The sequence below is a fragment of the Kocuria oceani genome (assembly GCF_029524215.1).
Classification (GTDB): Bacteria; Actinomycetota; Actinomycetes; order Actinomycetales; family Micrococcaceae; genus Kocuria; species Kocuria oceani.
Genome location: NZ_JARAMH010000002.1, coordinates 147,245 through 174,225 on the forward strand (window position 1 = coordinate 147,245; position 26,981 = coordinate 174,225).

A 26,981-nucleotide genomic window follows, 5' to 3' on the forward strand; every position below is an offset into this window, starting at 1 on the left:
CTGGCGGGCATGAGCGCTCCGCACCCCCACGCCTCCGCCGACGTCCGTGCCCACCACGACTTCGACCCCGCGGCGTCCTCGCTGCGGGGCGAGGCGGACCCCCGGGTGCTCGCCGAGCTGCAGTCCATCCGCGGCACCATCGACAACATCGACGCGGCCCTGGTGCACCTGCTCGCCGAGCGGTTCAAGGCCACCCAGCGCGTCGGGGTGCTCAAGGCCACCCACGGCCTGCCGGCCGGGGACCCGGACCGCGAGACGGCCCAGATCGGCCGGCTGCGCGCTCTCGCCGCCTCCGCCCAGCTGGACCCGGAGTTCGCGGAGAAGTTCCTGAACTTCATCATCAGCGAGGTCATCCGCCACCACGTGGCCATCTCCGAGGACCACCGGCGGCAGGACCCGGACGAGTCGTGAACCGCGCACCCGACCCCCGGCGCACCGACCCGGACGTCCCGCACGTCGTGGGCACGGCCCTGGGCGCGATGCCCGGCACCGACGTGGTGGAGACCGTCACGCTGCTGCGCGGCGAGCTCGGCGCCCCGCACCTCTCCTTCCTGCCGTCCCTGCCCGCCCGCGGACCGGCCGCGGACCCGGTGGCCCGCACCGCCGCGGTGCTCGACGAGCTCCACGCGGACCGCCAGCCGCACGGGCTGCGCGTCTCCGGGGTCCCCGGCAAGGACTCCCGGGCCGCCCGGGCCCTGCTGGCCGGCGACGTCAACGTCCTCGCCGACGTGATCGGCGCCGAGAGCGGCGGTGACGACGCCCCGGTCAAGACCCAGCTGCTCGGTCCGCTCACCCTCGCCGCCCGGCTGCACCTGCACGCGGGGGAGCGCGCCCTCAAGGACCACGGCGCCCGCCGCGACCTGCGCGACTCCCTGGCCTCCGGGGTCGCCGCGCACGTGTACGCCGTGCGGGCCGCGGCGCCCGGCCGCGAGGTCGTCGTCCAGCTGGACGAGCCGGACCTCGCGCAGGTGCTCGCGGGCACCCTGCCCACGATGAGCGGCTACCGCACCCTGCGGGCCGTGCCCGCGACGGAGGCCCGGACCTCGCTGGCCGCCGTGGTCGAGGCCTGCCGCCAGGCCGGGGCCGCCGCCGTCGCGCTGCGGCTGCCCCCCGGGGTCGACCCCCGGCTGGCCCCGGAGGCCGGCGCCGACGCCGTCCAGCTGACCGCCCCGGAGGGCGCCGCCCGCGCCTGGGAACCGCTCGCCGCGCTCGTGGAGGACGGCACCGAGCTGTGGCTCGGCCTCGTCCCCGTGCCCCCCGCCGGAGCCGGCGCCGACGCGCTCGCGGCGGCCGTGTGGGGCATCTGGCGCGACCTGGGGCTGCCCGCGGCGGTCCTGGACCGCGTGCGCATCACGCCCCGGGAGGACCTCCTCGCCCTGGGCCCCGACGGGGTGCGCGAGGTCCTCTCCCGCGTCACCGGGACCGCCTCGGCCCTCGCCCGCACCGCGGCCGAGGCCTGAGGGGGCACCCGTGGCAGCCGACACACTGCGCGCCGAGGTGCGCGCCCCGGCCGGGATCAGGGACAATGCAGGTGGACCCCGGTCCAGCACGGTGCCCCGGACCTCCCGGGGCCACGGCAGGAGCCGCCTCCGGCGGGCCCGCCCGATCCCAGCGGAGAGGCGATGAACGCGCGAATACTGGTCGTCGACGACGACGCTGCCCTGTCGGAGATGATCGGGATCGTCCTGACCGCGGAGGGCTTCGAGCCCGTCTTCTGCTACGACGGCGGCACGGCCGTGGACACGTTCCGCGCCGTGCGCCCGGACCTGCTGCTGCTCGACCTCATGCTCCCGGGCAAGGACGGCATCCAGGTCTGCCGCGAGATCCGCACGATCTCCGACGTCCCGGTCGTGATGCTCACCGCGAAGTCGGACACCGTCGACGTCGTCCGCGGGCTGGAGGCCGGCGCCGACGACTACGTGCCCAAGCCCTTCAAGCCGGCCGAGCTCGTGGCCCGGGTCAAAGCCCGCCTGCGCCCGGTCGAGCGGGCCCACTCCTCCGAGCTGCGGATCGGTGACCTGACCATCGACGTCAGCGGGCACAGCGTGCACCGCGGCGACCACGAGATCAACCTCACCCCGCTCGAGTTCGACCTGCTCACCGCCCTGGCCCGGGCCCCGCACCAGGTCTTCTCCCGCGAGATGCTGCTGCGCGACGTGTGGGGCTACCAGCACGCCGCCGACACCCGGCTGGTCAACGTCCACGTGCAGCGGCTGCGCTCCAAGATCGAGCGGGACCCGGAGAACCCCGAGATCGTGGTCACCGTGCGCGGCGTCGGCTACAAGGCGGGCTCGTCCGCCCGATGACCCCGCCGGACGCCGTCGCCTCCCCCCGGCGCCGCGGGCCGGCCCGCGCCACGGGCCGCCGCCTGCAGCTGTTCCGGCTCCTCCTGGCGCGCCGCTGGCGGCAGTCCCTGCAGTTCCGCGCCATCGCCGTGTCCCTGTCCCTGACGGCACTGGCGTTCTTCGTCACCGGCAGCTTCCTCTCGCACCAGATCGCCGACCGGCTCTTCAACGAGCGCCTCGACCAGGTGCTCGCCTCCGCCACCGCGGACTTCGAGCAGGTGCAGGCCAGCTTCGACGCCTCCGACGCCTCGGACCGCGACGAGCTGCAGGCGCTCGTCGCCTCCACCCTGGGCGCGCTCTCGGTCGACGGCGCCGAGACGGAGCGCTGGATCCTGCTGCCGATGGACTACACGAGCGGGCAGACCCTCATCCCGGCGCAGAGCCAGAGCCCGTGGATGACGTCGAGCACCGTCCCGCAGGAGCTGCAGAAGCGCCTCGCGGAGCAGGACGGGGTGTTCTGGCAGCCCGCCTCGGTGCGGATGACGGAGAACGGGGACGAGGTCCCGGTCGTCGTGGTGGGCACGGTGGTGGAGCTCTACCAGAACTCCCGCTACGGGCTCTACCTCGTCTACGACTTCTCCGAGCCCCAGCGGACCCTGGACGCGATGCACGCGGTGCTGCTGCTGTCGGTCGTGGTGCTGCTCCTGCTCGTGGGCGCGATCGTCTGGTACGTGACCCGGGAGGTCGTCCGCCCCGTCTCCAGCACGGCCCGGGTGGCCGAGCAGCTCGCCGAGGGCGACCTCGGGGTGCGCCTGCCGGTCAGCGGCTCGCACGAGGTCGCCCGGCTGGCGCGCTCATTCAACCGGATGGCCGACAGCCTGCAGGAGCAGATCACCCAGCTGGAGCAGCTCTCCTCGATGCAGCAGACCTTCGTCTCCGACGTCTCCCACGAGCTGCGCACCCCGCTGACCACGGTCCGGATGGCCGCGGAGGTGCTGTTCAACGCCCGCGAGGACTTCGACCCCGTCAACCGGCGGTCCGCCGAGCTGCTCTACCACCAGGTGGACCGCTTCGACTCCCTCCTGGCCGACCTGCTCGAGATCTCCCGTTTCGACGCCGGCGCCGCCCGGCTCGAGGTGACCAGCGTGGAGCTGTTCTCCGTGGTGCACGACGTCGTGGAGGGCGCCGCCCCGCTCGCCGTCTCCTCGGGGTCGGCCGTGCGGGTGCGCTCCGAGCTGTCCCGCTGCACGGTCCAGGGCGACCAGCGGCGGATCGAGCGGATCCTGCGCAACCTCGTCGTGAACGCCCTGGAGCACGGGGAGGGCCGGCCCATCGACATCGTCGTGGGCGCCTCCGACGTCGCGGCGGCCGTGGCCGTGCGGGACCACGGCATCGGCATGGACGAGGCGGAGGCGGAGAAGGTGTTCAACCGCTTCTGGCGCGCCGACCCCGCCCGGGCCCGCACCACGGGCGGGACCGGCCTGGGCCTGGCCATCGCGACCGAGGACACCCGGTTGCACGGGGGCCGCCTCGACGTCTGGGGCGCCCCGGGGGAGGGCGCCTGCTTCCGGCTCACCCTGCCCCGCACCCGCGCGCGCCGGCTCGGACCGGAGGACACCAGCCCCGTCGGCCTGCCCCCGGATCCCGCCGCCTACCCGGAGACGGCGGAGGTCACGGCCACCGGCACCCTGGTCCTGACGTCCGTGCGGCCGCCGGAGGAGACACCTCCGGCGGCGCCGGCCGACGAGGAGGACCGATCATGAGCAGCACCCACCGCCGCCGGGCCACGACGGCCGCCGCCCTGTGCCTGGCGGTGGCCCTCGGCGGCTGCGGCGCCATTCCACGCTCCGGGCCGGTCCACCGCCACGCCGAGCCGACCCGCACCACGGCCGAGCCCACCTACGACGTCGCACCGGCGGGCCCCCAGGACGGCGCGGCGCCCGAGCAGGTGATCCGCGGCTTCCTCGCGGCCGGCACGGGCGTGGGCGACGACTACTCCGTGGCCCGGGAGTACCTGACCCCGGAGCTCGCGGCGACCTGGCACCCCGACGCGCGCACCATCGTGCACCGCGGCGAGCCGTCGCTCGTGCCCCGGCTGGAGGAGAACGAGTACCGGATGAGCCTCGAGGTCGCCGCCGTCGTGGACGGCACGGGCGTGATCGAGCGCAAGCCCGCCGGGGCCGCCGAGGTGCTCGACTTCGACGTGGTCCAGGTGGACGGGCAGTGGCGGATCTCGGACGCCCCCGACGCCACCGTGCTCACCGCCACGGACTTCGAGGAGATCTTCGAGCCCCACCAGCTCTACTTCGCCGACACGGACGAGAGCAACTTCGTCGCGGACCCGCGCTGGTTCCCCGACCGCACGCCCGTGTCCACCTCGATCGTGCGCGGCCTGCTCGGCGGCCCCGCCCCCTACCTGCGCGGCGCGGTGAGCACCGCCTTCCCCGCCGGCACCACGCTGGCGGGCTCGGCGGTGCCGGTGCGCAACGGCACCGCGACCGTGGAGCTCAGCGTGCCCGACTTCGACCCGGCGAACATCGAGACCAACCGCCGGATGCACGACCAGCTCGCGCTGAGCCTGCGCTCGCTCACCGCCGTGAACGACGTCGAGCTGCTCGTGGACGGCGCGCCCGTGGAGCTCGGTGCGGGATGGACCGACGCGGCCCCGGTCGAGGACGTCACGGTGCCGTCCCGGCAGATCGGCCTGCGCGACGGCGGGCTCGTGTTCTACCAGGGCGGCCAGACCGACGTCGTCAACGGCCTCGCGTCCCTGGACGGCCACCGGCCCTCCAGCCCGGCGATGGACACCGCCGCCGAGCACTTCGCGTTCGTGGACGCCGGCACCGGCGCCCTGGTGACCATGGACCGTGCGTCGGAGCCCGTGGAGCGCTTCAGCGGCACGGGCCTGACCCGCCCGAGCTTCGACGAGCACGGGTGGGTGTGGGCCGCGGACTCGGCCGGGACGGTGCGGGCCGTGCGCCCCGGGGCCCGGGACGCGGAACCGGTGCGCGTGGAGGCCCCGTGGCTGGCCGCGCGGACGGTGACGTCCCTGCGGATCTCCCGCGGCGGCACGCGGGCGCTGGTGGTCACCCAGGACGACGGGGTCGCGCAGGTGTGGCTCTCGGGCGTGGTGCGCGGATCCGGGGGCGCTCCGCAGCGGCTCAACGAGCCGTACCGGGTGGCCGCCGACGTGGACGCGGACGTGGCGCTGTGGCTCAGCGACCGGGAGTTCGTGACCGCCCCGCTCGGCGGGACCGGGTCCGTGCGGCCCCGGGTCTACGACGTGTCGGGGCGCCACCGGGAGCTGCCCGGCCTGGAGGGGCTCACGGGACTCAGCGGCGGCAACGGCGCCTCCTCCGTCTACGCCGTGGCCGGCGGGACGCTGCACATGCTCACCGGCAACGCCTGGGCCCCGCAGAGCGAGGACGTGCGGGACACCGCCTTCGCCGGCTGACGCCCCCGCCGCCGTCCGCCGGCGGGACGTCCGCCACGGGTGCCCCCCGGCGCGTCGTCGGGCGCCGCGCGGTCCACAGGCGCGGCCGTGCGGACCCGGGTCCGCCCCGCGCGCCGGGCGGGTCCTCCGGGCCACCATGGGCCCATGCCCGTCGAACCGCAACGCGCCCGCGCCCTGGACCGTGCGGCCGTCCGCGTCCTGGACCGGCTGGCCGAGGCCGCCGAGGTCCTCGTGCCGGTGGAGTGCGCGGTGTGCCGGGCGCCGGGCAGCGGCCTGTGCCGGGGCTGCCGGATGTTGCTGCGCCGCTCGTGCGCCCGGCCGTTCGAGGCCGCCTCGGCCGCGCCCCTGCTCGGGCCGTGCCTGCCGGTCACCGCCGCCGGCCGCTACGCCCACGAGCTGGCGACCTGTTTGCTGGCGTTCAAGAACGGCGGCCGCACCGACCTCGCCCCCGTCCTGGCGGCCGCTCTGGCCACCGCCCTGCGTGCGGCCGCGCCGTCGTGGCCGCCGGGGCCGGTGCTCCTGGTCCCGGTGCCCACTGCGCCGTCCGCCCTGCGGCGGCGCTGGTTCGACCCCGTGCTCGTCCTGCTGGAGGACTGCGCACGCCGCGGGGTGCTCCCGGCGGGGACCGCGGTCGCCGGGCACCTGCGGCACCGCAGCGGCGTGCTCCCCGGGCCGGCGCAGAAGCGGCTCGGCCGCGCGGGCCGGCGCACCCGGCAGGCGGGGTCGCTGCGGGCGGCCGTGCCCGCCGGGGCCCGCTGCGTCGTCGTCGACGACGTGCTGACCACGGGCGCGACCCTCGCCGAGGCGGCCCGGGCGCTGCGGGCCGGCGGCGCGGACGTGGTGGGCGCCGTGGTCCTCGCGGCGGTGCGCCCGCCGGCGGTTCCGCTCACCGCTGATTCCCGCCCGGCGCCTCCGGGGGCTGGTGAATATCGACTGTGATTCCACTAACGTTGAGTCACGGGAAGCAACAATCCTCCCGGGTGGGCGGCCCCATCCGCCCACGTCACCCCCGACAACTGGAGGGCATCATGGAACTGAACGTCATGGGGCGCAACGTCGCCGTACCGGAGCGGTTCAAGGAGTACGCCGCCGAGAAGGTCGTCAAGTTCGAGGAGCTGGGCGAGAAGGTCCAGCGCATTGATGTCAAGGTCACCAAGGACCACGCGATGCCGGGCCATCAGGGCATGGGCGTGGAGATCACGGTGTCCGGGCGCGGCCCGGTCCTGCGGGCCGAGGCGCGCGGCGACGACAAGTTCGCGGCCTTCGACGAGGCCTACAGCAAGCTGCTCGAGCGGCTGCGCCGCGCGCGCGACCGCCGCAAGGTGCACCGCGGCGCCCACCGCCCCACCGCCGTTCACGAGGCCACCGGCGCCCTGCCCGTGGTCCCGAGTTCCGGACCCATCTACACCACCCCCGAAGAGCTCGCGACCGCCGAGCAGGAGGCGTTCGACCAGAGCGTGAGCCTCTCCGACGCGGTCACGCCCGTCGAGATCCGGCGCAAGCGGTTCCCCGCCGCCGAGCTGAGCGTCGACGAGGCCGTCGACCACATGGAACTGGTCGGCCACGACTTCTATCTCTTCCTCGACAAGGAGACGGGGGAGCCCTCCGCCGTCTACCGCCGCAAGGGCTGGAGCTACGGCGTGATCAGCCTCAGCGAGAACGGCGAGGAGCCCCAGGAGAGCGTCCGGGCGTACCAGACCGAGGGCGCCCGCTGAGCACGCACCGCTGAGCGCGGGACCCCGCCGGCCGGGAGCCGGCCGTGTCCCGCCCCGGAGGAGCCCGGTGGTCGGCGCCACCGGGCTCCTCCGTGCCCGCCGGAACGGGCCTGCTCCCGTAGACTGGAGCAGGTGCCGTAATTCCCCCCACCAGCCCAACACGGCAGTCGAACACCGAGGAGCGTGTGCACGTGGCGTCATTCCTGGAGAAAGTCCTCAGGACCGGAGACAAGAAGGTCCTGACGAGGCTGCGGTCCTACACGGCCGCCATCAACAGCCTCGAGGACAGCTTCCGGGAGCTCAGCGACGCGGAGCTGCGCGCCGAGACGGTCGCGTTCCGCGCCCGGGTGGCCGACGGCGAGTCGCTGGACCGGCTGCTGCCCGAGGCCTTCGCCGTGGTCCGGGAGGCGGCCTCGCGCACCCTGGGCCAGCGCCACTACGACGTCCAGCTCATGGGCGGCGCCGCCCTGCACCTCGGCAACATCGCAGAGATGAAGACCGGCGAGGGCAAGACCCTCGTCGCCACGGCCCCGGCCTACCTCAACGCCCTCACCGGCAAGGGCGTGCACGTCGTCACCGTGAACGACTACCTGGCCGAGTACCAGGCGAACCTGATGGGCCGCGTCTACCGGTTCCTCGGCATGGAGACCGGGGTGGTGCTGGCCAACCAGGACCCCGCGACCCGCCGGCAGCAGTACGTCGCGGACATCACCTACGGCACCAACAACGAGTTCGGCTTCGACTACCTGCGCGACAACATGGCCTGGAGCCCCGACGAGTTGGTCCAGCGCGGGCACAACTTCGCCATCGTCGACGAGGTGGACTCCATCCTCATCGACGAGGCGCGCACCCCGCTGATCATCTCCGGGCCGGCCTCCGGCGAGGCCAACCGGTGGTACACCGAGTTCGGCCGCCTCGTGCAGCGCCTGCACCCGGAGACGGACTACGAGGTCGACGAGAAGAAGCGCACCGTGGGCGTGCTCGAGTCCGGGATCGAGAAGGTCGAGGACTGGCTGGGCATCGACAACCTCTACGAGGCGCAGAACACCCCCCTCATCGGCTTCCTGAACAACGCGATCAAGGCCAAGGAGCTCTTCCGGGCCAACAAGGACTACGTGGTGCTCAAGGGCGAGGTGATGATCGTCGACGAGCACACCGGCCGCATCCTCGCCGGGCGCCGCTACAACGAGGGCATGCACCAGGCCATCGAGGCGAAGGAGGGGGTGGAGATCAAGGCGGAGAACCAGACCCTCGCCACGGTCACCCTGCAGAACTACTTCCGCCTCTACGACAGGCTCTCCGGCATGACGGGCACCGCCGAGACCGAGGCCGCCGAGTTCATGAACACCTACGGGCTGGGCGTCGTGTCCATCGAGACCCACCGCCCGCTCGCCCGCGTGGACCGCCCCGACCTCGTCTACAAGAACGAGGTCGCCAAGTTCGCCGCCGTGGTCAAGGACATCGAGGAGCGCCACGCCAAGGGTCAGCCGGTCCTGGTGGGCACGGTGTCGGTCGAGAAGAGCGAGTACCTCTCCAAGCTGCTGGCCCAGCGCGGGGTCCGCCACGAGGTGCTCAACGCGAAGAACCACGCCCGTGAGGCCGCGATCGTCGCCCAGGCCGGTCGCCGGGGCGCCGTCACGGTGGCCACCAACATGGCCGGCCGCGGCACCGACATCATGCTCGGCGGCAACGCCGAGTTCAACGCGGTCGACCGGATGCGCGAGCGGGGCCTGGACCCCCAGCGCGACGCCGAGGAGTACGAGCGCGTCTGGCCCGAGGTGCTGGCCGCGTGCGAGGCCGAGACGAAGGTGGAGCACCAGGAGGTCGTCGAGGCCGGCGGCCTGTACGTGCTGGGCACCGAGCGGCACGAATCCCGGCGCATCGACAACCAGCTGCGCGGGCGGTCCGGGCGCCAGGGCGACCCGGGCGAGTCGCGGTTCTACCTGTCGCTGGCCGACGACCTCATGCGCCTGTTCAACGCCGGCGCCGCCCAGCGGCTCATGGCAGGGGCCCCGGACGACACCGCGCTCGAGCACAAGATCGTCTCCCGGGCCATCGCCTCCGCGCAGAGCCAGGTGGAGGGCCGCAACGCCGAGCAGCGCAAGAACGTCCTGAAGTACGACGACGTCCTCAACCGCCAGCGCGAGGCTGTCTACCGGGACCGCCGCCGCGTTCTGGAGGGCGACGACCTGCAGGAGCAGATCGTCCAGTTCGTCGACGAGGTCGTCAGCTCCACGGTCGAGGACCGCACCGCGGTGGGCCATCCCGAGGACTGGGACCTCGAGGGGCTGTGGGAGTCGCTGCGCACGATCTACCCCGTGACCCTCACGGTCGACGAGGTCGTGGAGGAGGCCGGCGGGCGCACCCGCCTCACCGCCGAGTTCCTGCGCGAGCAGATCCTCTCCGACGCCCGCCTCGTCTACGCCCAGCGCGAGGAGGAGGTCGGCCCGGAGGCCATGCGCAACCTGGAGCGGCGTGTGCTGCTCTCGGTCATCGGGCGCAAGTGGCCCGAGCACCTGTACGAGATGGACTACCTCAAGGAGGGCATCGGCCTGCGGGCCATGGCCCAGCGGGACCCGCTCGTGGAGTACCAGCGCGAGGGGTACGCGATGTTCCAGGAGATGATGGGGGCGATCCGCGAGGAGACGGTCTCCACGCTGTTCCGGATGGAGATCCGCCGTCAGCGCGTGGGCGCCGACGGCGGTCCCGTGGAGCTGCAGATCCCGCGCCAGCCCAGCTTCCTGCAGTACACCGCCCCCGGCGAGACCGGCGGGACGCAGACCCGGGTGGAGCCGGCCCCCGCGGCGGTCCGGGCCGGCGCGGACGGAGCGGACGGGGCGGCCGCCGCGGACGACGCGGCCCCGAACCGGGCGGGGCGCCGGGCCCGCGCCCGGGCCGGCAGCGCAGAGGCCGCGGAGGGCTGAGCGGAGCCGGGCGCACCGGGGCGGCGTCAGCCGACCTCGAGCTCGGTGACGCTCCAGCCCCGCCCCAGGCGCTCCACCCGCATGGCCACGGCCCGCCCGCGCCGCGGCTCGACCAGCACGAGGGCCACCTCGTAGACGCCGCGGTCCACCCGGCAGACCCGGCACCGGCGGACGTGCGGGTTGCGGTGCAGCTCCTGCAGCGAGGCCTTGCCCTCGAACTGCTCCTGCAGCAGCCGCAGCATGTCGGCCCGCTGCTGGAAGCGCTGCACGATCTCCGGGCTGGTCCACCGGCCCAGCTGCGCCGCCGGCCGGCTCCCGCCGAGCACCTCCACGGCCGCCTGGCCGATGGATCGGGCGAGCGCGGTGACCCGGCCCAGCTCGTCCTCGGCGGTGCCGCCGACCACGCGGGTGGCGCCCCAGGTGTAGCCGCCCGGGGCCGTGGGCGGCGCGGGGCGCTCCCGGCGGACCGGCGGGGCGGCCGGGGACGGTCGGGGAGCGAGCGGCCGGGCGACAGGATCGGAACCGGCGGCGGGTGCGTTCATGGCGGGCCTCCTGGGAGCGGTGCGACGGTGGTCGGGGCGGAATGGTCAGGACGGAGTGTTCAAGGCGGAGTGGTCGGGACGGGGCAGTCGGGGCGGAGCGGTCAGTGGTCCCCGGTGCCGGGGACCACGAGCCGCTGACCGGGGAACAGCAGGTGAGGCCCGTGCGGCAGGACGTGCCGGTTCAGCTCGTACCAGGCCGGCCAGGCGCGGTCGACCTCCGCGGCCGAGGCCCCGGGGCCGAGCTGCGCCGCCGCAAGGGACCACAGGGTGTCGCCGCGCAGGACGGTGACGGCGCCGTCGACCGTGCGCTCCGCCGGCGCCGGAGGCGCACCGGGGAATCGCGGTGCCTCCCCGGTCGAGGGCGCGGAGGGTGCGACCGGCACGACGGGCGGGGGGAGCGGTGCGGGGTGTGCCGCTCCGGGGTCGGCCGGTGCGGCGGACGGTTGCGCCGGTCCGTCCGGAACCGACGCGGAGGGTCCGTGCACCGTCGTGCGCCCGGACCAGAACGGGGAGGGCGCGTCGTCGGCGACCGCGCCCGGGGCCGCGACGAGCTGCAGCCCCAGGGCCGCGGCGGCGGCCCGGCGCAGCAGCGCCGGGGAGCAGTGCCCGCACAGCCGGCCCAGGCGCTCCCACCGGTGGTGCCCGGCCAGCACCGCGAGGACGGCGAGGGAGGCGGCCGCCGCCCAGGCCAGCACCACGGCGCAGCCGAGGCCGGCCGCAGCGAGCCCGAGCAGCTGCTCGGGCTCCGCGGCGGCGGACCACCTGATCCCGCGGATCCCGCTGCTGCGCTCGCCGCCGGGAACCCCGCCGAGGAGGACGGCACCGCTGGCGGCGAGCGACAGGCCGAGGGCGGGAAGCAGCAGGGCCGGCCACAGCTCGGCCGCGGCGCGGGACGCGGAGCCCGCCGTGGCACCCCTGTGCGACGCTCGACCTTCACGACGTTTGCTTCCACTTGGTGCTGTTTGGTGTCGTTTGACACGTTTTGGTGTCATGGGGAATTGGTAGCACCGTCAGCGCCCGGGTGTAAAGGCCCCACCTCCTGCGGTGCACAGGGAACTCCTTGACGGCCGTGCGGGGCGGTCCTAGGTTGAGGGCCTGCCCGGCCGGAGGTGCCGGGCGCCGGAGGGAGGCCCGGGTGCGCTGGGAGCAGCTGTTCGCGGACATGGAGGCCCAGCTGGCCGCCGCGGGCCAGCAGGCGCTCGAGGCCGAGGCCGCCGAGCAGGCCCGCGCCGAGTACGCGCGGGTGCAGCTGGCGGACCGGCTGCGCCGGCGGCGCGGGGAACCGGTGCGGGCACTGCTGGCCGGCTCCGTCCCGGTCGAGGGACGGGTGCGGGCGCTGGGCGCCGGGTGGGTCGCTCTCGAGGACCGGGGGGCCGAGCACCTCGTGCCGCTGAGCGCGGTGCTGTGGTGGGAGTCCCTGGGCCGGGGATGGCAGCCGGCCGCGGATACCGTGACCGTGCGCCTGGGGCTGGCCCACGCGCTGCGGGCGCTCGCCCGGGGACGGGCGCGGGTGCGGATCCGGCTCACCGGCGGCGGCGCCCTGGGGGAGCTCGACGGGACGATCGACGGGGTGGGCGCCGACTTCGTGGACCTGGCCCTGCACCCGGACGACGACTACCGCAGGCGGGGCAGCGTGACCGCCTCGCGGGCGGTGCCGTTCTCGGCCCTGGTCTGCGTCTCCTCTCTCAGCGGAGAGTGAGCGCACCGCCGGAGCGGCGCCGCCCGGGGACTGGTCAGTCCAGGGAACCGGAGCGCACGGCCTCCGCGGTGCGCTCGTAGCCGCGGGCGATGTACTCCTCCAGCTTGGCCGTCTCCACCCGCCACTGACCACGCCCGCCCACCTGGATGGCCGGCAGCTCCCCGCTGCGCACCAGGGCTCTCGCCTGCGTGGCGGAGATGTTGAGGATCTCGGCCACGTCGGCCAGGGTCAGGAAGCGCTGCTGCGCCATGCTCCGCCTCCTCGCACGTCGTTGCTCGTCGGTCCCAGTCTGCCACCGAACGCCCGTCCCCGGGTGGCCGTCCACAAGGGGGGGACGCACCCGTCCTGCTGACCCGGAGCCCGTGCGGGACGGGCGCGGGCTGTCCCCAGTTGTGCACCGGGCTGTTCCGGTGCTCCTGCCGCACGGGCAGAATGTGGGCGACGAGCGCGGCGCCAGGGCCCGCCCACGCAGGAGGAAGGCGGTCGCCGATGAGCGGCACGGTCAGGGGCGCGGACGCCGCGTCGGCCCGGTTCAGGAAGCCGACCTGGAAGGATCCGCGGCTGCTCACCGGGCTGCTGCTCGTGCTGCTCTCCGTCGCCGGGGTCACCGCGGTGGTGACGGCCACCAACCGCACGGACCCCTATCTGGCCGCGGCCCGTGACCTCGAGGTCGGGCAGGCCGTGACCGAGGACGACGTCGTGGCCGTGGACGTCCGCCTCCAGGACGCCGCCGACCTGTACGTCCCCGCGGGCGCCGGCCCCGCCCCGGGCACGGTGGCGACGCAGCGGATCCCGCAGGGCCAGCTGCTGCCGGGAGCCGCCCTCGGCACGGCCGACCGGCTCGATCGCAAGCCGGTCGCGGTGCCCATCGAGCACCCGCTGCCCGAGGACGCCGCGGCGGGCGCGCGCGTCGACGTGTGGGTCGCGGCCCAGAGGCCCTCCGGTCGCGGCCACGAGCCCGCGCGCCTGCTGCTGCCCGCCGCGGAGATCGCCTCGGTCTCCGCGGAGGAGACCGCGCTGGGGGCGGGCCGCGGCACGGTGGTGCACGTGCTCGTCGAGGACGGCCCGATGGAGGACGTCGTGGACGCCCTGGGCAACGACGCCCGGGTCACGCTCGTGTGGAACCCGGCGGGCGCGCCGTGACGGGTCTGCCGGTCATGGCCCTCGGGATCTCCACGTGGCCCCTGGTCGACGGCATCGAGCGGCTGCACGGGCCCGTCACGGTGGTCCGGCGCTGCCTGGACCTCACCGAGCTCCTCGCGGCGGCGCGGGCGGGCCTCGGCCGGGCCGCCCTCGTCGCGGAGGGCGCCGAGGAGCTGACCGCCAGCCTGCTGGAGCAGGTCCGGCTCGGCGGAGCGGTGCTGCTGGTGCTCGAGGGGCACGACCACCGCCGGCTCGCCGGGCTCGGCGCGGTGGTCGTCCCGGAACGAGCGGGTCCGGCCGACGCCGCGCGCCTGATGGAGGAGGCGGTGGCCGCCGCGGCGGCCGCCCCGAGTGCCGTCGGCTACGCCGACGTCGCCGCGTACGCACCGGAGCGGAAGGCCGACGGCAGAGAGCTCGCCGCCGTCGAGGCCGCCGACGGGCCGGTCAGCGGGCCCGAGTCCGCCCCGCCCGGCGCGGAGCCGCCGCACCCGCCCCGGTCCGGGCGGATCGTGGCGGTGTGGGGCCCCACCGGAGCGCCCGGCCGCACGACCGTGGCGGTCAACCTCGCGGCGGAGCTCGCGCTGCTCGGCGAGGACGCGGCCCTGGCGGACGCCGACACCTACGGGCCCTCGGTGGCCGCCGCCCTGGGGATGCTGGACGAGGCGGCGGGGCTCGCCCAGGCCTGCCGCCTGGCCGACCAGGGCCGGCTCGACGGCCCCGCGCTGCGCCGGACCGCCGCCGACGTGGCGGTCGCGGGGCGGACAGTGCGGGTGCTCACCGGCCTCACCCGTCAGGACCGGTGGCCGGAGCTGCGCTCGGGAGCGGTGGCGACGGTCCTCGAGCGGTGCGCCCAGGAGTTCGGGACGACGGTCGTCGACTGCGGCTTCGCGCTCGAGGCCGACGAGGAGCTGACCGTGGACTCGATGGCGCCCCGCCGGCACGCGGCGGCGCTGACGGTGCTGGAACGGGCCGACGTGGTCGTGGCCGTGGGGGCGGCGGACGCCATCGGCGTGCCCCGGCTGGTCAAGGGTCTGTCCGACGTCGCCGCCGCGGCGCCGGGCGCCCGGCTCGTCGTCACGGTCAAGAAGCTGCGCCGCTCCGCGGCGGGACGGGCCCCGGAACTGGGGATCCGCGAGGCATGGGCCCGGTTCGGCTCCGGACCGGCCGTGGAGCACTTCGTGCCGTGGGACCCGGAGACCTTCGACGAGGCGCTGCTGGCGGGCGCGGTGCTGGCCGAGACCGCGGCCGGCTCGCCCGTGCGGGCGGCGCTGCGCCGGCTCGCCGCGGGGGTGCTCGCCGAGCCGGCGGACGCGGGCGGGGAACCGGTGGTGCGCGGTACTAGGCTGGGCGGCAGGATCGGGGCCTGGCTGCGCCGCTGATCCCGGAGGCACCGCCCGGTTCCTCCGCCCGCGACGACCGGAGACGACGTGGCGTTCACGGACCCCCTGAGGAACTGCGGGGACTTCGGTCCCGGCGACTACGAGTGGCTGCACCTGCTCGTGGGGGACTGGCAGCTCATCTCCGACCTCGCCTTCGGCGACCTCGTGCTGAGCTTCCCGGTGGACTACATCCCCTCCGCCGGCAGCGGCAACGGCCGCGGCATGCCCGCACCGGGCAGCCCCTTCCGGGTCCTCGCCCACGTCCGGCCGGCCACGGGGCCCACCGTCTTCCACCAGGACATGGTCGGGGAGCTGATGCCCGAGGAGCTCGCCGGGCCGCTGCGCGCGGCATGGGTGGGGCGGCGGATCGAGCTCCTGCGTGCGGGAGGGGACGGGCCGGCCTCGGCCGCCCAGGTCAAGATCGTCCCGCTCGTGCGCAACGGCCGCACCCTCGCCCTGCTGACCGTGCACACCGGGCGGCGGTCCGGGCAGGTGTCCTCCCTCCAGGAGGTCGTCTACCGGGAGGCCGCGGACGCGCTGCTGCGGATGGCCAACGAGGGCCTGTGGCCCGACTTCTCGGCGCCCACGGGCTCCCGCCGCGGCGCGCCGCGGGTCGGGGACGGCGCCATCCGGATCGACGCCGACGACCGGGTGGCCTACGTCTCGCCCAACGCCGAGTCCGCGCTGCGCCGGCTGGGGATCGACGGCGACCTGGTCGGCAAGCGCCTCATGGACGTCGTCCCGCCGGCACTGGGTCCGGGCGTCGAACCGGACGAGACGCTCGCCCCGGTGCTCAGCGGGCGCACCGCCTGGCGCACCGAGGTGGAGGGCGCCCGGGTGAGCGTGAACTTCCGCTCCGTGCCCCTGCGGGACCGGTCGGGCCGGCTGGGCGCCGTGCTGCTGTGCCGCGACGTCACCGAGCTGCGCCGCCGGGACCTGGAGCTCGTGTCCAAGGACGCGACGGTCCGGGAGATCCACCACCGGGTCAAGAACAACCTCCAGACGGTCTCCGCCCTGCTGCGGCTGCAGGCCCGGCGGATGACCACCGACGAGGCCCGGCACGGGCTCGAGCAGGCCATGCGCCGCGTGGCGACGATCGCCATGGTGCACGAGACGCTCTCGCAGGGGTTCTCGCAGAACGTGGACTTCGACGAGCTGATCGAGCGGCAGTTCCGGCTCGCCGCGGAGGTGGCCGCCCCGGAGCAGTCGGTGCGCACCCGGCTCATCGGGGAGTTCGGCGAGCTGCCGACCCGCCTGGCCACGCCCCTGGCCCTGGTCATCAACGAGCTGGTGACGAACGCGGTCGAGCACGGACTGGCCGGCCGGACCGGGACGGTGACCTTGGAGGCCTCCCGGGTGCCCGACGGGGAGGGCGCCGGCCAGCTGCTGGAGGTCGTGGTGAGCGACGACGGGGTGGGCATGGGCGCGGTCGTGCCCGAGGAGACCGGCACGGCCGCGTTCCGGCGGGCGGACGTCGGGGAGGGCCTGGGGATGCAGATCGTGCGCACCCTCGTGGCCGGGGAACTGGGCGGGTCGATCCACTGGTCCCGGCGCCAGGGCGGCGGCACCGAGGTCACGGTGCGGGCCCGTCTCGACGACCAGCCCGGCCCCTGACGACGAAGGACCGGGACCCCGTGGGGTCCCGGTCCTCGGGTGCCGCGAACGTCCTCGTCGCGGGCGGGTGCCTCAGGAGGCGCGACGGGCGCGGGCGGCGCGGCGCTTGAGGGCGCGCCGCTCGTCCTCGCTCATCCCGCCCCAGACCCCGGCGTCCTGGCCGGACTCGAGGGCCCACTGGAGGCAGGTGTCCATCACGGGGCAGCTGCGGCACACGGCCTTCGCCTCCTCGATCTGGAGCAGAGCAGGTCCGGTGTTGCCCACGGGGAAGAACAGCTCGGGATCCTTCTCCAGGCATGCTGCGCGACTACGCCAATCCATGGTCAGCGATCGCTCCTTTCAAGGACGGGTCCCGGCGCACAGGGCAGAACGATCCTGCGGCAGGGGCGTCCGGGACAAGAGAAAAGGCCCACTCGCACGGGCCTTGTGAAGAACTGTCGTCCACCTTCCCACGCCGCGGGGTGGGGGACAAGGGGTTTAGGGCGCCGGTCACACCCGTGTCGGTGAGGTCTTCCTCACAGCCGGTCCCGGCCGGGCCCGCCGGGGGCGTCCCCGCCGCCGCCCGGCGCACTATGGTGGCGGGGGAGCGCGGCAGTCCGCGCCCCGCGGCCCGGCCGGAAGGAGATCGTCACCATGTCCACCCCCTCCCCGGACGTGCGCCCGCGCGAGATCGCCGTGCTGTCCGGCATCGTGCTGCTGGAGGCCCTGGCCCTGGCCGTCGCCGGGCTGCGCCTGGTCTGGACGCTGCTCTTCGAGCAGCCCCTGACCGTGGGCGGGACGGTCTTCCTGGTGCTCGTGCTCCTCGGCGGCGCGCTGTGGCTGCTGCACGTGGGCCGCGGCCTGTGGCGCGGCTTCCGCTGGCCGCGGGCCGCGGCGCTGGTGGTCCAGCTGTTCGTGCTGGTGCTCGCCCTCCCGCTGCTCCAGGGCGGCCAGTGGGCGCTCGGCCTGGCCCTGGCCGTGCCGGCCGCCGTCGTGCTCCTCCTGCTGTTCCGCCCCACGGTGCTCGCCTGGACGAGCCGCACCGTGCGGTAGCACCGAGCCAGTAGAGTGGGAGCGCCCGAAACCGGCGCCGTCGTGCCCTGCCCCCGCCCGTGTCCCTGCCCGTCGAGAAGCTCCGAACAGGTGGTCTCCCCGTGACTCCCCGCCGCGTCGTCATCGTCAGCCGCATCTTCGCCCCCGAGCCGGCTGCCGCGTCCTTCCGGCTGCGCGCCCTGGCGCGGGGCCTCACCGAGCGGGGTGCGCAGGTGCGCGTCCTCACCACACGCCCGCCCGCGGGGACGGAGATCGAGCCCGAGCCCTATCCGGTGCGGCGCTGGCCCGTCCTACGGGACCGGTTCGACTACGTGCGCGGCATCGTGCAGTACCTCAGCTTCGACGTCCCCGTGTTCTTCCGGCTGCTGCTCACCCGCGCCGATCTCGTGGTCAGCGAGCCGCCCCCCACCACGGGGATGGCCGTGCTCGCCGCCTCGGTGCTGCGGGGCCGGCCCTACATCTGGTACGCGCCGGACATCTGGACGACCGCCGCGGAGAAGATGGACGTCTCGCCGCTGGTCAAGCGGGCCATGCGGGTCATGGAGACGCTCGCGGCGCGGCGGGCCGCCGGTGTGCTCACCGTCTCCGAGGCCATGGGACGGGAGCTGCAGTCCGTCACCGGCGTCGCGTGGGAGAAGGTGCTCGTGGCCGAGAACGGCATCGACACCGACGTCTTCCGGCCCGACGGACCCGTGGCCGACCCCGGCGCCCCCTACTTCGTCTACGCCGGGTCGATGTCCGAGTGGCAGGGCGCGGACGTCTTCGTCCGCGCCCTGCCGCGGGTCCTCCGCGCCCATCCGGACGCGCAGCTGCGCTTCTTCGGCCGTGGCTCCGACATCGACCGGGTCGAGGAGATCGCCGCCCGCACGGCCCCCGGCCACGTCGTCTTCGAGGGGCTGCGTCCTGCCGCCGAGACCGCCGAGTGGACCCGCGGGGCCGTGGCGGCCCTGGGTGCCGTGCTGCCGAACATCGGCTACGACTTCACCAAGCCCACCAAGATCTACGCGGCCGCCGCGTGCGGCACCCCCGTCGTCTACGCCGGGGCCGGCGTCGCCGCCCAGCTCGTGGAGGACAACGGCCTGGGCGCGGCCGTGGACCACGACGCGGACGCGGTGGCCGAGGCGATGATCGCCGCCCTGGACCGCCGGCGCGACCCGGCCCTCGCCGAGGAGAACGACCGGCTGCGGCGCCGGCGCGCGGACTGGGCGGCCGAGAACGCCTCCCTGGCGGCCTCCGGCCGCCTCGCCGCCGAGTGGCTGCTTCAGGGCTTCGCGGACTGATCAGGTACTTTGGTACGCAGCGCACGCCCGGCGCGCCCGTGCCCTCACCCCCCAACCGGCCGGATGTCGACCGGGCCCACCAGGACCCCAATGTCAGGAGTATGCCCGTGAACGCAGATCTCGTCGTCGTAGGGTCGGGCCTTTTCGGCCTGACCGTGGCAGAGAGGGCCGCCAACGAGCTGGACCTCAACGTGGCCATCATCGACCGTCGCTCCCACATCGGGGGCAACGCCTACACGGAGAACGAGGAGCAGACCGGGATCGAGGTGCACCGCTACGGCGCCCACCTCTTCCACACCTCCAACGAGCGGGTCTGGGACTACGTCAACCGCTTCACCGACTTCACCGACTACGTGCACCGCGTCTACACGCGCCACCAGGACGAGGTCTTCCCCATGCCGATCAACCTCGGCACCATCAACCAGTTTTTCCGTGCGGCGTACTCGCCGGCGGAGGCGCGGGCGCTGATCCAGGAGCAGGCCGGGGAGCTCGCCGGGACGGACCCGCAGAACCTCAACGACAAGGGCATCCAGCTCATCGGCCGGCCCCTCTACGAGGCGTTCATCAAGCACTACACGGGCAAGCAGTGGCAGACCGACCCCAAGGACCTGCCCGCCTCGATCATCAACCGGCTGCCGGTGCGCTACACCTACGACAACCGGTACTTCAACGACAAGTACGAGGGCCTCCCGGTGGACGGCTACACCGCCTGGCTCGAGCGCATGGCGGACCACCCGAAGATCGACGTCCGCCTGGACACCGACTTCTTCGACGAGGGCCACGACTACTCCCGCTCCGCGGTCTCCGGGCAGGTGCCGGTGGTCTACACCGGCCCCGTGGACCGGTACTTCGACTACGCCGAGGGCGACCTCTCGTGGCGGACCATCGACCTGGAGCAGGAGGTCCTGCCGGTCGAGGACTTCCAGGGCGCGCCGGTGATGAACTACCCGGACGCCGACGTCCCCTTCACCCGGATCCTCGAGTTCCGTCACTTCTACCCGCAGCGCAACTACACCAAGGACGCCACGGTGATCATGCGGGAGTTCTCGCGCTTCGCGGAGAAGGGCGACGAGCCGTACTACCCGGTCAACACCTCCGTGGACCGCGAGAAGCTCCTGAAGTACCGGGACCTCGCCCGTGGCGAGGACAACGTCCTCTTCGGGGGCCGGCTCGGCACCTACAAGTACCTCGACATGCACATGGCCATCGGCGCCGCCCTGTCCATGGTCGACAACAAGCTCAAGCCCCACTTCACCGGCGGGGCCTCCATCGAGAGCGGGGGAGTGGACGCGTGACCGCGACGACCCAGGACATCAACCGGACCGGTACCGAGGACGTCAGCTACCGGGTGCTGCAGGAGCTCGTGTTCCCGGCGAAGGACCGGCTGCCGACCCAGCCCCTCTACATGGACACCCGGTCGGACACCGGCACGGCCGTGCCGTCGGAGGACGCCCTGCAGGGGGACCGGCAGATCGTGGTCAACGTGGCCTCGCAGCCCGCCGCCACGGACTCCCTGACCATCCTCGGCCGGCGCTCCCTGCGGGTGCACGCGCGCAACACGGTCTCCTTCGCCACCTACTTCAACGCGTTCCCGGCCAGCTACTGGCGGCACAACACCCACCTGCGCGAGGTCGTGCTCAGCGTGCGCACCTCCGGGCGGGGCTCCGTGACGGTCTACAGCTCCAACGCCCGCGGCGAGTCGGTGCCCGTGTCCGTGCACGAGGTCTCCGGCGACGAGCAGGTGACCGAGGCGGCGCTGCCGTTGAAGGCCTTCGCCGACGGCGGCTGGTACTGGTTCGACCTCGCGGCGGCGGACGAGAGCTTGACCCTGCTGGGGGCGCAGTGGCTGGGTGACGGCGCCGGCACGACCGAGGGCTCGGTGACCCTCCAGATCACCACCATGAACAAGCCGTCCTACTGCCTGACGAACGCGCGGCTGCTGGTCGAGCAGCAGGAGAACCTGCCGCAGGTCAGCGAGGTCGTGATCGTCGACCAGGGCAATCAGAAGGTCGTCGAGGAACCCGGTTTCCGCGAGGTGCAGGATCGTTTCGGCGGGCGGCTGCGCGTGATCGACCAGGCCAACCTCGGCGGCGCGGGCGGCTTCGCGCGCGGGATGTACGAGGCCGTCAAGGCGGAGAGCACCTACGTGCTGCTCATGGACGACGACGTCGAGATCGAGCCGGAGGCCGTGCGCCGCGTCAGCGTGTTCGCGGACTACTGCAAGCGGCCCACCCTCGTGGGCGGGCACATGATCGACCTCCTGAACCCCACGAAGATCCACAACTTCGGTGAGGCCATGGACCCGTACAGCTTCCAGTACGCCCCCGCCGGGGACGGGGTGGAGACCGGTCACGACTTCCGGCGCAACAACCTGCGGGCGACGCCGTGGATGCACCGTCGGGTCGAGGTCGACTACAACGCGTGGTGGATGTGCCTGATCCCCACGCAGGTCATCCGCGAGATCGGCCTGGCCCTGCCCGTGTTCATCAAGTGGGACGACGTGGAGTACGGCATCCGCGCCAAGGCCGCGGGCTACCGCACGGTCTCCCTGCCCGGCGTGGCCGTGTGGCACCTCGCCTGGGCGGACAAGGACGACACGATCAGCTGGCAGGCCTACTTCCACAAGCGCAATCAGCTCGTGGCCGCCCTGCTGCACTCGCCGTTCGACCGCGGCGGGGAGGTGCTCGCGCGCAACGGCGTCAAGGACCTGCGGCACGTGCTGTCCATGCAGTACTTCGCCGAGGAGGCTCGGGTGCTCGCGCTGCGGGACGTGCTGGCCGGGCCGGAGGCTCTGCACGAGCTGCTGCCGCAGCGGATCCGGGACGTGCGCAAGCTCATGACCCAGCACTCCGACGCCGTCTACGAGCAGGACCTGGACGCCTACCCCCAGGTCGCCGCGCCCAAGCCGGTCCGGGCCAAGCGCGTGAGCGCCCCGCACGGGCTGAAGGTCCTCACCTCCGCGGCGACCGCCGTGGCGCGCCACCTCGCCGTGGCCCCCAAGCAGCAGGCCGAGGAGCACCCGCAGGTGCACCTGCCCTACCAGGACGCCCGCTGGTGGCGGCTGACCCGCTACGACAGCGCCCTGGTGACGGCCTCCGACGGCACCGGCTACACCTGGTACAAGCGCTCTCCCAAGGACGCCCGCGCCCTGCTCGCCGAGTCCGTGCGCCTGCACGCCCAGCTGGCCCTGCGCTGGCCGGAGCTCTCGCGCCGCTACCGTGCGGCGATGCCCGACATCACGTCCATGGCGGCGTGGGAGGCCACCTTCCGCGAGCACTCGGAGACCGAGGCCTGATGGCGACAGCCACCGTGGTCCGCGCCCCGTCCCCCGGGACGGGGCTGCCGGCGGTCTTCCGGCAGCGCTACCTGCTGAAGCTGCTGGTCGACAAGGAACTGCAGATCCGCTACCGGGGGACGATCCTGGGCCTGCTGTGGTCCTACGTGAAGCCGGGCGTGCAGTTCGTGGTGTTCTACGTGGCGCTGGGCATCTTCCTGGGCCTGGAACGGGGGATGGAGAACTACGCGGTGTACCTGTTCTCCGGCATCATCCTGATCAACTTCTTCTCGGAGTCCTTCGGCAACGCCGCCCGCTCGATCGTGGCCAACGCGAGCCTGATCAAGAAGATCTACCTGCCCCGGCAGATGTTCCCGGTGGCCTCCGTGTGGGTCGCCGGGGTGCATCTGCTCCCGCAGCTGGTGGTGATGCTCGTCGCGTGCCTGATCGTGGGCTGGTCGCCCACGTGGATCGCCCTGCTGGCCATCCCCACGGCCCTGCTGATCGTGGGTCTGCTGGGCGCGGGCCTGGGCATGCTCTTCGGCGCGGCGAACGTGTTCTTCCGCGACGCCGAGAACTTCGTGGACCTGATCATCATGGTGAGCACCTGGTCCGCGCCGGTGCTCTACGCCTGGACCATGGTCCGCGACGTCCTGGGCCCGGTGTGGTTCGCCGGGTTCATGCTCAATCCCCTCACGGTCGCGGTCGAGCTGTCCCACGCGGCGTTCTGGCTGCCCACCACCACCCCCGGCGCCCACGAGGTCCCGCCGCACCTGTTCTCCCAGTGGACGCCCCTGGCCCTGTTGCTGGTCGTCGTCGTCATGGTCCTGGGCGACTGGGTGTTCCGCCGCCTCGAGGGCCGATTCGCGCAGGAGCTGTGACGATGAGTTCGAGATCCGTGCCCGGCCGCGCCGGGGTGCCCGGCGCGCCCGCCGTCGTGGCCGAGCACCTGGCCAAGGAGTTCTCCCTGCGCCACGCCCGGTCCCTCAAGGAGACGGTGGTGTGGCTCGCGAAGGGACGCCGCCAGGACATCTCCAACCGCTTCCGCGCGCTGGAGGACCTCAGCGTGCGCATCGACCCGGGGGAGAGCGTGGCGCTGGTGGGGCTCAACGGTTCCGGCAAGTCGACGTTCCTCAAGCTGATCTCCGGCGTGATGAGCCCCGACGGCGGCACGCTGGAGGTCAACGGCCGCGTGGCCGGGCTGATCGAGGTCGGTGCCGGGTTCCACCCGGACCTCACCGGGCGGGACAACGTTTACCTCAACGGCGCGATCCTCGGCATGACCAGGGCCCAGATCGACGAGAGGTTCGACGAGATCGTGGCGTTCTCGGAGATCGAGCAGTTCATCGACACCGAGGTGAAGTTCTACTCGTCGGGCATGTACCTGCGTCTGGCGTTCGCCGTGGCCGTGTTCACGGACCCGGACATCTTCCTCATCGACGAGATCCTCTCGGTGGGCGACGAGCCCTTCCAGCGCAAGAGCCTGGGGCGGGTGCGGGAGCTGTCCGAGGAGGGCAAGACGCTGCTCGTCGTCAGCCACGACTTCGACGTGGTCCGCAAGGTCTGCGAGCGCGCCGTGTGGATCGAGCACGGCCGGGTCCGCAGCGACGGCCCGATCGATCGTGTGATCGAGGAGTTCCGGGCGGCGGAGAACGCCTGAGCCGCTGATCCGGACCCGCAGAAGGGGCTCCCGCGCGCCGACGGTGCACGGGAGCCCCTTCTCGGCTCAGCAGGCGGTGACCTCCCAGAGCTCCGCCTCGCCCACCGCGGCCACCAGCCCCAGGTTCGTCTCCGGGCGCTCGCCCAGGGTGTCGATCGGCAGGTACGGGCGGGCCCGGGGCGTATCGATCTCCAGGTACTGCCGGCCGAAGTCCAGGACGTAGTCGATGCTCTCGGACTGTGCCAGCTCGCAGGCCCGGGCGGGCTCCTCGGACGGCAGACCCGCGATGATCTCGGCGATCCGGCCGCCCTTCGACCCGCCGATGTGGTACTGGGTCACCTCGGTGCCGGCCACGGCGTACGCCAGGGACCCCCCGTTCCAGGGGTTCACGAGGATGACGTCGTCCTCGTCGGTCCACCGCGGCAGCTGCTCCAGCAGCGCCTGCTCGTCCTCGGTGAGGATGCCGTCCGGGTTGTCCCAGCCGAAACGCGCCTGGGTGGCCAGGAGGGTGTCGCGCATGGTGCGCATCTGGGTGAGCGGCACGGACACGGCCACCAGGAGCACCGCCGTGCCCCCGGCGATGAGCTGCTGGGCGCGGCGGGTGCGCCGGTGCGGGGTCACGGCCGCCTCCACGCGGCTCCGAAGGAGTCCGGCGAGGGCCGTCGCGCCGAGCGCGATCAGGGGCACGGCCAGGATCGGGAGGCTGGCCGCCAGCCGGAAGGAGTCCTGGTACCAGGAGCCCACGGCCCACTCCCGCCACGGGCCCTTGGGCGCTGAGGCGGCCACCACGTACAGGAGGACGACCAGGAACTGGGCCACCCCCAGCCAGCGCAGTTCGCGTCGCGCGACGGTCGCGCCGACCCCCAGGACGGTCAGGACCACCAGGAACCAGGGAATGTCCAGGCGCCCGTTCGTGGCGTAGAGCAGCGCCTCGCCGTAGGCGCCGGCGGGCGTGGTGTGCGCGAAGCGGATGAAGTCGGTCCCCAGGCTGTCCCACAGGTACGTCCACGCGTACACCGCCAGAGCCAGCAGCGCCACGAGCAGCAGGATCGGGCCCGGGCGCCGGGCCGCGACCGCTCGGCGGACCGCGCGCGACCAGACGACCAGGACCATGGGGCTCAGCAGCACCAGCAGCAGCGTTCCCACGTTCGGGTGGGCCAGCAGCGCACCGCCCGTGACGACCAGCCAGCACAGGCCGGTGAAGACCAGCTGTGCGGGGGCGCGGTCGGTCTTCCCGGCCCGGGTGTCCGCGTCCAGACCGAGCAGGGCCGCCAGGTAGGCCAGCGCCACCGGGGCCACGCTCAGCCCCAGCAGGTTGGGGAGGAGGGGGCCAAACTCCAGGATGGCGTACGGGAAGACGGCGAAGCCGGCCGAGGCGACACCGGCCACGGCCAGGGCCACGGGGGACGGGCCCACCAGGGTGCGGGTGAGGAAGACGCACGACGCCGGCCACACCAGCGCGGCCACGACGAGCAGCACCACGTTGCTCGCCACCATCGGGCTCTGGTCCGCCAGCGGCCAGACCAGTCCGGCGAGCCCGTGCCACACCGCCGGGTAGACCGCCACCGCCTTCTCGGGGTCGACCATCCGGCCGAGGGTCAGCGACGAGGCGGAGGCGGTCTCCACGACGTAGCGGACGGCGTTGAGATGGAAGATGTTGTCGTAGCGCTGGGCGAAGCGGTCCGGCTCCAGGACCACGAACAGCAGCCGTCGAGCCAGCAGCGCCGCCCCCAGCACGAGACCCGCCACCACGCCGGTCCGGTACACCGCGGCCGGGGAGAGGCCGAAGAGCGCGCTGCTGTCCGCCCGGTCGCCGTCCGCCGGCGTGCCCTGCCGTGCTGCGGCGCGCGTGCGGCGGAACAGCAGGCCTACCAGGCCCGCGAGCGCCCCGACGAGCAGCGTGAAGACACCCGTGCTGAGCAGGGAGAAATCGAGGTCCGCCAGCTCCAGCACCACTCCGGCGGTGCCGATGACGGCCATGCTGTAGGCGGGAGCGGCCAGGAAGAACAGCGGCCTCAGATCGCGGACCAGGAGCTGGAGGACCAGCCCGGGGATCCACAGCAGGGCGACCACCAGCAGCAGCGCCGGGACATAGGGCAGCCAGTCACTCAACAACAGGGGGTTCCTCTCCACGGCTCTCCCACGCCCACGGGGGGCCTGTGCTGCCGAGTCCTGCAGCGTGCGGCCCGATCGGGAAGGGGCGAGGGCGCGGGGGGAAGTACCGGATCAGTATATGCGGCGGTCACGACGGGGCCGGCCAGATCCACGGCCCCGCCTGTGCGAGAATGTTCCGGTGAGTCGTTCGTGGATCGTCATGCCCGTGTACAACGAGGCGGCCGTGGTGGGAGAGGTGCTGAGGGAGCTCCGCAGGACCTTCCCGCACGTCGTCTGCGTCGACGACGGATCCTCCGACGACTCCGCCCGCATCTGCGCCGAGGCCGGCGCCGTGGTCGTCCAGCACCCCATCAACCTGGGACAGGGCGCGGCCCTGCAGACCGGCTTCGAGTACGCCCTGCAGGACCCGGGGATGGACTGCGTGGTGACCTTCGACTCCGACGGCCAGCACCGTGTGGTCGACGCGTGGGACATGGTCGAGCGCATCCGCTCCGGAGAGGCGGAGGTCGTGCTCGGCTCCCGGTTCCTGGACCGGCGCACCCAGGTCTCCGCGCTCAAGCGCGTGGTGCTGCGCACCGCGGCGTTCTTCTCCAAGCTCTCCACGGGCATGGACCTCTCCGACGCGCACAACGGGCTGCGCGCCATCGACCGGGGCACGCTCTCGCGGATCCGGCTGACCCAGAACCGGATGGCGCACGCCTCCGAGATCGTCAACCAGCTCGCGGACATCCAGCCTCGCTGGGTCGAGCACCCGGTGCAGATCATCTACACGGACTACTCGAAGTCCAAGGGGCAGTCGCTGCTCAACGGCGTGAACATCCTCGCCGAGCTGTTCGTGAAGTAGCCCCCGCACCGACCCGCCCGC

Annotated in this window: 24 protein-coding genes; 19 read left to right on the forward strand and 5 right to left on the reverse strand. The window is 73.6% G+C overall.

Annotated features, from left to right (window positions below; all coding sequences use genetic code 11):
- Positions 1-9 precede the first annotated feature (9 nt).
- The 8 genes from PU704_RS02615 to secA all read left to right on the forward strand — a co-directional run bounded on the left by PU704_RS02615 (position 10) and on the right by secA (position 10,378).
- The gene (locus PU704_RS02615) at positions 10-411 is read left to right on the forward strand and encodes a chorismate mutase (protein ID WP_047802252.1); all 402 of its coding nucleotides are present in this window, start codon (positions 10-12) and stop codon (positions 409-411) included.
- On the forward strand, positions 408-1,460 hold the full coding sequence (locus tag PU704_RS02620; RefSeq protein ID WP_277550022.1) for a uroporphyrinogen decarboxylase/cobalamine-independent methonine synthase family protein: 1,053 nt from the start codon (positions 408-410) through the stop codon (positions 1,458-1,460). Before PU704_RS02615 ends, PU704_RS02620 begins: the two co-directional genes overlap by 4 nt.
- Before the next feature lie 162 nt (positions 1,461-1,622).
- Positions 1,623-2,306: an MtrAB system response regulator MtrA gene (mtrA, locus tag PU704_RS02625; protein ID WP_047802251.1), complete on the forward strand. Its 684-nt coding sequence runs from the start codon at positions 1,623-1,625 to the stop codon at positions 2,304-2,306.
- Complete coding sequence (mtrB, locus tag PU704_RS02630) at positions 2,303-4,048, forward strand: MtrAB system histidine kinase MtrB (protein ID WP_277550023.1); 1,746 nt, start codon at positions 2,303-2,305, stop codon at positions 4,046-4,048. Before mtrA ends, mtrB begins: the two co-directional genes overlap by 4 nt.
- A complete protein-coding gene (locus tag PU704_RS02635; protein ID WP_277550024.1) occupies positions 4,045-5,739 on the forward strand; it encodes an LpqB family beta-propeller domain-containing protein in 1,695 nt (564 codons plus the stop codon). The genes mtrB and PU704_RS02635 overlap by 4 nt, the downstream gene beginning before the upstream one ends.
- 144 nt (positions 5,740-5,883) lie before the next feature.
- Entirely contained in the window at positions 5,884-6,678 is a 795-nt protein-coding gene (locus PU704_RS02640) for a ComF family protein (RefSeq protein ID WP_277550025.1), read from the forward strand.
- An 89-nt stretch (positions 6,679-6,767) separates the two neighbouring features.
- Positions 6,768-7,454, forward strand: coding sequence for a ribosome hibernation-promoting factor, HPF/YfiA family (hpf, locus tag PU704_RS02645; RefSeq protein ID WP_047802454.1), 687 nt, complete (start codon positions 6,768-6,770; stop codon positions 7,452-7,454).
- Between the two features lie 191 nt (positions 7,455-7,645).
- Positions 7,646-10,378, forward strand: coding sequence for a preprotein translocase subunit SecA (gene secA, locus PU704_RS02650; protein WP_277550026.1), 2,733 nt, complete (start codon positions 7,646-7,648; stop codon positions 10,376-10,378).
- A gap of 26 nt (positions 10,379-10,404) precedes the next feature.
- Here secA and PU704_RS02655 read toward each other — a convergent pair whose 3' ends face one another.
- Positions 10,405-10,920, reverse strand: coding sequence for an Rv3235 family protein (locus PU704_RS02655; protein WP_277550028.1), 516 nt, complete (start codon positions 10,918-10,920; stop codon positions 10,405-10,407).
- A 101-nt stretch (positions 10,921-11,021) separates the two neighbouring features.
- On the reverse strand, positions 11,022-11,912 hold the full coding sequence (locus PU704_RS02660) for a LysM peptidoglycan-binding domain-containing protein (protein ID WP_277550029.1): 891 nt from the start codon (positions 11,910-11,912) through the stop codon (positions 11,022-11,024).
- Between the two features lie 143 nt (positions 11,913-12,055).
- Here PU704_RS02660 and PU704_RS02665 point away from each other — a divergent pair, with 143 nt between their 5' ends.
- The gene (locus PU704_RS02665; RefSeq protein WP_047802456.1) at positions 12,056-12,619 is read left to right on the forward strand and encodes a hypothetical protein; all 564 of its coding nucleotides are present in this window, start codon (positions 12,056-12,058) and stop codon (positions 12,617-12,619) included.
- Between the two features lie 34 nt (positions 12,620-12,653).
- Here PU704_RS02665 and PU704_RS02670 read toward each other — a convergent pair whose 3' ends face one another.
- A complete protein-coding gene (locus PU704_RS02670) occupies positions 12,654-12,869 on the reverse strand; it encodes a helix-turn-helix domain-containing protein (protein ID WP_047802457.1) in 216 nt (71 codons plus the stop codon).
- A gap of 239 nt (positions 12,870-13,108) precedes the next feature.
- Between PU704_RS02670 and PU704_RS02675 the strand changes: the two genes are divergently transcribed.
- The 3 genes from PU704_RS02675 to PU704_RS02685 are packed head-to-tail and all read left to right on the forward strand — an operon-like array spanning position 13,109 to position 16,755.
- Complete coding sequence (locus tag PU704_RS02675; RefSeq protein ID WP_277550030.1) at positions 13,109-13,762, forward strand: SAF domain-containing protein; 654 nt, start codon at positions 13,109-13,111, stop codon at positions 13,760-13,762.
- Positions 13,759-15,141: a CpaE/TadZ family protein gene (locus PU704_RS02680; protein WP_277550031.1), complete on the forward strand. Its 1,383-nt coding sequence runs from the start codon at positions 13,759-13,761 to the stop codon at positions 15,139-15,141. The genes PU704_RS02675 and PU704_RS02680 overlap by 4 nt, the downstream gene beginning before the upstream one ends.
- Before the next feature lie 48 nt (positions 15,142-15,189).
- Positions 15,190-16,755: a sensor histidine kinase gene (locus PU704_RS02685; RefSeq protein WP_277550033.1), complete on the forward strand. Its 1,566-nt coding sequence runs from the start codon at positions 15,190-15,192 to the stop codon at positions 16,753-16,755.
- A 72-nt stretch (positions 16,756-16,827) separates the two neighbouring features.
- Here the strand turns inward: PU704_RS02685 and PU704_RS02690 are convergent, their stop codons facing one another.
- Entirely contained in the window at positions 16,828-17,076 is a 249-nt protein-coding gene (locus PU704_RS02690) for a WhiB family transcriptional regulator (RefSeq protein ID WP_017833636.1), read from the reverse strand.
- Positions 17,077-17,388: 312 nt separating this feature from the next.
- On the opposite strand from PU704_RS02690, the gene PU704_RS02695 reads away from it, so the two are divergent.
- The 6 genes from PU704_RS02695 to PU704_RS02720 all read left to right on the forward strand — a co-directional run bounded on the left by PU704_RS02695 (position 17,389) and on the right by PU704_RS02720 (position 24,001).
- The gene (locus tag PU704_RS02695) at positions 17,389-17,787 is read left to right on the forward strand and encodes a hypothetical protein (protein ID WP_047802460.1); all 399 of its coding nucleotides are present in this window, start codon (positions 17,389-17,391) and stop codon (positions 17,785-17,787) included.
- A 101-nt stretch (positions 17,788-17,888) separates the two neighbouring features.
- On the forward strand, positions 17,889-19,067 hold the full coding sequence (locus PU704_RS02700) for a glycosyltransferase family 4 protein (protein ID WP_277550035.1): 1,179 nt from the start codon (positions 17,889-17,891) through the stop codon (positions 19,065-19,067).
- A gap of 107 nt (positions 19,068-19,174) precedes the next feature.
- Positions 19,175-20,362 carry a UDP-galactopyranose mutase gene (gene glf, locus PU704_RS02705; protein WP_075872037.1) on the forward strand — a complete coding sequence of 396 codons (1,188 nt, stop codon included), beginning with the start codon at positions 19,175-19,177 and terminating at the stop codon, positions 20,360-20,362.
- Positions 20,359-22,362: a glycosyltransferase gene (locus tag PU704_RS02710; RefSeq protein WP_277550036.1), complete on the forward strand. Its 2,004-nt coding sequence runs from the start codon at positions 20,359-20,361 to the stop codon at positions 22,360-22,362. The genes glf and PU704_RS02710 overlap by 4 nt, the downstream gene beginning before the upstream one ends.
- Positions 22,362-23,222 (forward strand): ABC transporter permease, encoded by an 861-nt coding sequence (locus tag PU704_RS02715; RefSeq protein ID WP_075872036.1) that lies wholly within the window; start codon positions 22,362-22,364, stop codon positions 23,220-23,222. The genes PU704_RS02710 and PU704_RS02715 overlap by 1 nt, the downstream gene beginning before the upstream one ends.
- A gap of 2 nt (positions 23,223-23,224) precedes the next feature.
- The gene (locus PU704_RS02720) at positions 23,225-24,001 is read left to right on the forward strand and encodes an ABC transporter ATP-binding protein (RefSeq protein WP_083665077.1); all 777 of its coding nucleotides are present in this window, start codon (positions 23,225-23,227) and stop codon (positions 23,999-24,001) included.
- A 66-nt stretch (positions 24,002-24,067) separates the two neighbouring features.
- Here PU704_RS02720 and PU704_RS02725 read toward each other — a convergent pair whose 3' ends face one another.
- Positions 24,068-26,134, reverse strand: coding sequence for a DUF6541 family protein (locus tag PU704_RS02725; RefSeq protein ID WP_277550037.1), 2,067 nt, complete (start codon positions 26,132-26,134; stop codon positions 24,068-24,070).
- Between the two features lie 160 nt (positions 26,135-26,294).
- On the opposite strand from PU704_RS02725, the gene PU704_RS02730 reads away from it, so the two are divergent.
- A complete protein-coding gene (locus tag PU704_RS02730; protein WP_238985988.1) occupies positions 26,295-26,960 on the forward strand; it encodes a glycosyltransferase family 2 protein in 666 nt (221 codons plus the stop codon).
- The last annotated feature ends 21 nt before the right edge of the window (positions 26,961-26,981 follow it).

What these genes read in the sequence shown, in the direction of transcription:
- PU704_RS02615 (WP_047802252.1), top strand. Translation starts at nt 10, where the DNA reads ATGAGCGCTCCGCACCCCCACGCCTCCGCCGACGTCCGTGCCCACCAC.
- mtrA (WP_047802251.1), top strand. Translation starts at nt 1,623, where the DNA reads ATGAACGCGCGAATACTGGTCGTCGACGACGACGCTGCCCTGTCGGAG.
- mtrB (WP_277550023.1), top strand. Translation starts at nt 2,303, where the DNA reads ATGACCCCGCCGGACGCCGTCGCCTCCCCCCGGCGCCGCGGGCCGGCC.
- PU704_RS02635 (WP_277550024.1), top strand. Translation starts at nt 4,045, where the DNA reads ATGAGCAGCACCCACCGCCGCCGGGCCACGACGGCCGCCGCCCTGTGC.
- PU704_RS02640 (WP_277550025.1), top strand. Translation starts at nt 5,884, where the DNA reads ATGCCCGTCGAACCGCAACGCGCCCGCGCCCTGGACCGTGCGGCCGTC.
- hpf (WP_047802454.1), top strand. Translation starts at nt 6,768, where the DNA reads ATGGAACTGAACGTCATGGGGCGCAACGTCGCCGTACCGGAGCGGTTC.
- PU704_RS02655 (WP_277550028.1), bottom strand. Translation starts at nt 10,920, where the DNA reads ATGAACGCACCCGCCGCCGGTTCCGATCCTGTCGCCCGGCCGCTCGCT.
- PU704_RS02660 (WP_277550029.1), bottom strand. Translation starts at nt 11,912, where the DNA reads ATGACACCAAAACGTGTCAAACGACACCAAACAGCACCAAGTGGAAGC.
- PU704_RS02670 (WP_047802457.1), bottom strand. Translation starts at nt 12,869, where the DNA reads ATGGCGCAGCAGCGCTTCCTGACCCTGGCCGACGTGGCCGAGATCCTC.
- PU704_RS02675 (WP_277550030.1), top strand. Translation starts at nt 13,109, where the DNA reads ATGAGCGGCACGGTCAGGGGCGCGGACGCCGCGTCGGCCCGGTTCAGG.
- PU704_RS02690 (WP_017833636.1), bottom strand. Translation starts at nt 17,076, where the DNA reads ATGGATTGGCGTAGTCGCGCAGCATGCCTGGAGAAGGATCCCGAGCTG.
- PU704_RS02695 (WP_047802460.1), top strand. Translation starts at nt 17,389, where the DNA reads ATGTCCACCCCCTCCCCGGACGTGCGCCCGCGCGAGATCGCCGTGCTG.
- PU704_RS02715 (WP_075872036.1), top strand. Translation starts at nt 22,362, where the DNA reads ATGGCGACAGCCACCGTGGTCCGCGCCCCGTCCCCCGGGACGGGGCTG.
- PU704_RS02720 (WP_083665077.1), top strand. Translation starts at nt 23,225, where the DNA reads ATGAGTTCGAGATCCGTGCCCGGCCGCGCCGGGGTGCCCGGCGCGCCC.